Genomic DNA, 3,966 nt, shown 5'->3' with positions numbered 1-3,966 from the left:
AATACAAGTCTTATAAAAACAAAAAAAATACTACTTTAGCTACGTAGGAATGTTGACAAGTTTGGAAAAAAATCCCTTCAAAGATTTTTTCTAAACTTATCAATATTACGTCAATAATAAACTATTTTTGAAATTATACAGTAACCAAAAATAGTCAACCTATATTAGGACAAGACAGCAACTAACAGAAAAACAGACAACTAACCAAAATGAATAAAACTATTTTAATTACAGGAGCAAGTAAAGGTATTGGATTTTCTTTGGCAAAAAAGTTTTTAGAAAATGGATTCAAAGTAATTGGAACTTCGAGATCGGGCAAAATTGAAGGAATTATAAATGAAAGTTTTGAAACTTTACAGTTAGACTTGTCAGATTTTAAAAACATTGAGATTCTTAAAAAAGAAATAAACGACAAAGGAAGAAAAATAGATATTTTAATAAATAATGCGGGAATTGGTCCTGATTTAGATTTTAACAATCCAGAAGAAATAACTTTTAAACAGACTTTTGATGTAAACGTAATTGGAACAACTTTTTTAACGGAAGTACTAATTGAAAACATAAACATTTACGGAAAAATAATAAACATTTCTTCAAAAATGGGTTCAATAGAACTCTGCGAAAGAATAGATTCAGTCGCTTACCGAATGTCAAAAACGGCATTAAATATGTACACTAAAATCCTTTCAAATAGACTTTCCGAAAAAACAAAAGTCGCTTCTGTTCATCCTGGTTGGGTACGAACAACAATTGCGAAAAGTAATATTACAGAAGGAAGACTTTCATCCGAAGAATCTGCAAATGGAATATTTAACTTTGCAATTAGTGAATTTAGAAGTGGAATATATTGGGATGTAGAAACGGAAACGGAACTTGCGTGGTAAAAAAAACAACGACGCACAACAGCCGTTTGGCGAGATTGGGGTTTTAGGCTTAATTTAAAGATTGTTTTGTACTTGGAAAATTTGTGTTTAATGGAAAAATCTCACATCTTTACTCCCCAACCTCGCCAAGCGCCAAAACGTTATGCGTCAGCAGGTTGGATCGCACAGAAAAAGAAGAAATTAAAGCTTGAAAACTGAAATGCAAAACTTTGAAACCGAAATTTTTTATCGAATTTTTTAGCTTTTTAAAAGTGGAAAATGAAACTTGATCAACTTTGTGGAAAGCAGAAACCTGAAAATTGAATCTGATTAAGTTAATATAATGTGGAAACTTGAATATTGGAATCTGATTAAGGTTGTGGAAAGCAGAAACTTGATAAAATTGGCAGAATATTGAAATGCAAATTAGAAACTTGAATAGTAAAATTTTCGGGATTTTTTTTTAGATTTTTAAGATCAAAATAGATGTTTAAAACTGAATAAAATAATTAAATTTGGAAAAGCCAACTGGAATAAATTGGAATAGACAAACATAGAACATATACTGCCGAACGCATAACAGCCGTTTGGCGAGATTGCGAATTTAGTGGTTAATTAATATTTTTCTTTCGCAAGATATTCTATCTTAGCCGAAAGAACTCGGTTACGAAGTTCGCAACCTTGCCAAGCTCCAAGACGTTATGTGCCACTTTAGCGCAGAAAAAACCTAAACTATGAAAAAAACAACTTTAGTACTTATTGTCATAACATTCTTATTCTTTTGGGGGTGTGAAGAATTCTTAAGAAGAAAAGTTGGTGGTTTTGCAGGTAGTTATCCTTTTGTTGAATATTGGGAAATTAAAGCAAGTGAACGTGAAGTTTTAGATGCAATTAGAGAGTTAAGTAAAATTAATCCAAATTTTAAAGCTCCCAACAATATAGAATTTATATCAAAACGCGACACATGCTATATTTGGACGTCTGATGAAATGAAAGAATATGTAGAAAAACTTAAATTAGATTCATTACTACCTTTACCCAAAAAAAGTTATGAAAATTACTATGATGATTATTGGGTTTACGTTAATTTATACTATCCTGAAACAAAAGAAATTGTTCATACTTGGACAAGACCCGCCAACGATACAACTTTTACAACTTTTGCTTTTGTCAGTTTAACAAAAATAGGTGGAACAGAGACTAAATTAATAAATAGGGACTTTTGGTATATTGCAAATAAATTAGAAATACATAAATTCAAAACTAAATTTGTTGATAAAATACAAACTCAAATTGAGAAGAAAAGAAAAAGCGGCACATAACAGCCGTTTGGCGAGATTGGGGTTTTAGGCTTAATTTAAAAATGGTTTTGTACTTGGAAAATTTGTGTTTAATGGAAAAATCTCGCATCTTTACTCCCCAACCTCGCCAAGCGCCAAGACGTTGGGCGACATTTTACCGCAAGAAACTGAAAAACAGAAAATTAAACTAAAAAAAATGAAAAATATTTTAATTTTATTATTCTTATCTAACTTCTTTATAAGTTATTGTCAAGAAGCACCACCACCACCACCGAATAATAAAACTCAAAAAGTCTCTAAAAAGACTGAATTAGTTAATGAATCTAAAATCATAAAATCGTATGAAACAAAAACTAATAGTAATAGCGAAGTTTGTAAAATAGAAATTTTTAAAATAGAAACTAAATACTTTACAGACAAAAATTCAAAATATTATTTTAAAACGGTAGAAAATAAATTAAATAATATTGATTTGGATATTTCTTCCGAAGAAATAATTGCATATACAAAATATAGAAACAATTTAGATTTTAATCCATTTAGAATTGACAGCATTGCATCAGCTATTTATAAATTGAATGGAGATTCAAAATTCGAAGAAGCCATAAAATTATGTGAAAAATTAAAATCCATTTCGCCTAATAATATTACGCTTCATAAAGAGTTGGCACTTGCGTATAAAAAAATAGGCAAAACAGAAATTTCAGAAAAGCATTTTGAAATGATGAAAAAAATTTTAATTGCAGTTGAAAAATATAGTGATGGATGTAGAACAAATCCATATATTCTGAATAATTGTTTTGAGGGTAAAAGTTTATATGAAGCAAAGTTTAGCCTCTTTCCGTCCAAGACAAGATTTATTTTAACTGAATCTAAAAAAATTATTTACGGATATGATATTTACCATATTATGAGATTTGCTGATTTAAATCATTATAAAAAATATCTAAAAGAAGGGGAATATAAAATTGAGTAGAAAAAACGTCGCCCAACAGCCGTTTGGCGAGATTGGGGTTTTAGGCTTAATTTAAAGATGGTTTTGTACTTGGAAAATTTGTGTTTAATGGAAAAATCTCGCATCTTTACTCGCCAAGCGCCAAGACGTTGGCAGTAATTGTGGCGCAGAACGGGAGAATTCAAGAACCTAACGCAACAAATGATAAATTTTATCTTTGTTGAATTATGAAAAAAAAATATAAAAGATTATCCTTCGAAGAACGTATTATAATTGAGACTTTACTCAAGGAAAATAAGTCCAAAAGCTACATTGCAAAGCAAGTAAATCGAAACAGATCCACCATTACCAAAGAATTAAAACTTTGGTTATTAAAGCCAGCCGACATCTACAAGGCTGATTTAGCACATTGGTATGCTTTAGAAAACAATAAAATCAAAAGAACTCAAGATAAAATAAACTCACATCCCAGACTTAAAATATTCATTTATAGAAGTTTATTAAAAGGGACTAGCCCTGAATTAATGGCTGGACAAATCAAGATATTATACCCAAATGACCCTATAATGTCCATTTCTTACGAATCTATTTATAAACATATTTATCGATTTAGACAATCTACGTTGGGTAAAAAACTAATCAAACTTCTTCCCTATCATCATTACAAAAGACGAGACAAAAGGAAATATGGTATAAAAAAAACCCGAATCAAAGACCAAATCAGTATTGATGATAGACCTAAATATATCGAAGAACGCCTGGAAGCTGGACATTTAGAAGGAGATTTGATGATTGGTGTAGCACACAAAAGTGCTATTGGAACCATCGTAGATAGAAAAACTAGATT

Annotated in this window: 4 protein-coding genes; all 4 read left to right on the top strand. The window is 30.1% G+C overall.

Going from position 1 to position 3,966, the window contains the following annotated elements:
- Nucleotides 1–209: 209 nt before the first annotated feature.
- The gene (locus MW871_RS16130; RefSeq protein WP_248429413.1) at nt 210–884 is read left to right on the top strand and encodes an SDR family NAD(P)-dependent oxidoreductase; all 675 of its coding nucleotides are present in this window, start codon (nt 210–212) and stop codon (nt 882–884) included.
- A gap of 713 nt (nt 885–1,597) precedes the next feature.
- Nucleotides 1,598–2,185: a hypothetical protein gene (locus tag MW871_RS16125; RefSeq protein WP_248429411.1), complete on the top strand. Its 588-nt coding sequence runs from the start codon at nt 1,598–1,600 to the stop codon at nt 2,183–2,185.
- 175 nt (nt 2,186–2,360) lie between these two features.
- Nucleotides 2,361–3,140 carry a tetratricopeptide repeat protein gene (locus MW871_RS16120; protein WP_188051717.1) on the top strand — a complete coding sequence of 260 codons (780 nt, stop codon included), beginning with the start codon at nt 2,361–2,363 and terminating at the stop codon, nt 3,138–3,140.
- Between the two features lie 206 nt (nt 3,141–3,346).
- Nucleotides 3,347–3,966, top strand: a 620-nt coding sequence (locus tag MW871_RS16115) for an IS30 family transposase (protein WP_248429410.1), incomplete at its 3' end; no start/stop codon positions are given.

Source organism: Flavobacterium pygoscelis, from assembly GCF_023162025.1.
GTDB classification, from domain to species: domain Bacteria; phylum Bacteroidota; class Bacteroidia; order Flavobacteriales; family Flavobacteriaceae; genus Flavobacterium; species Flavobacterium pygoscelis.
Note: the sequence above shows the minus strand (reverse complement) of the source record. Positions and strands in the feature narration are given on the sequence as shown.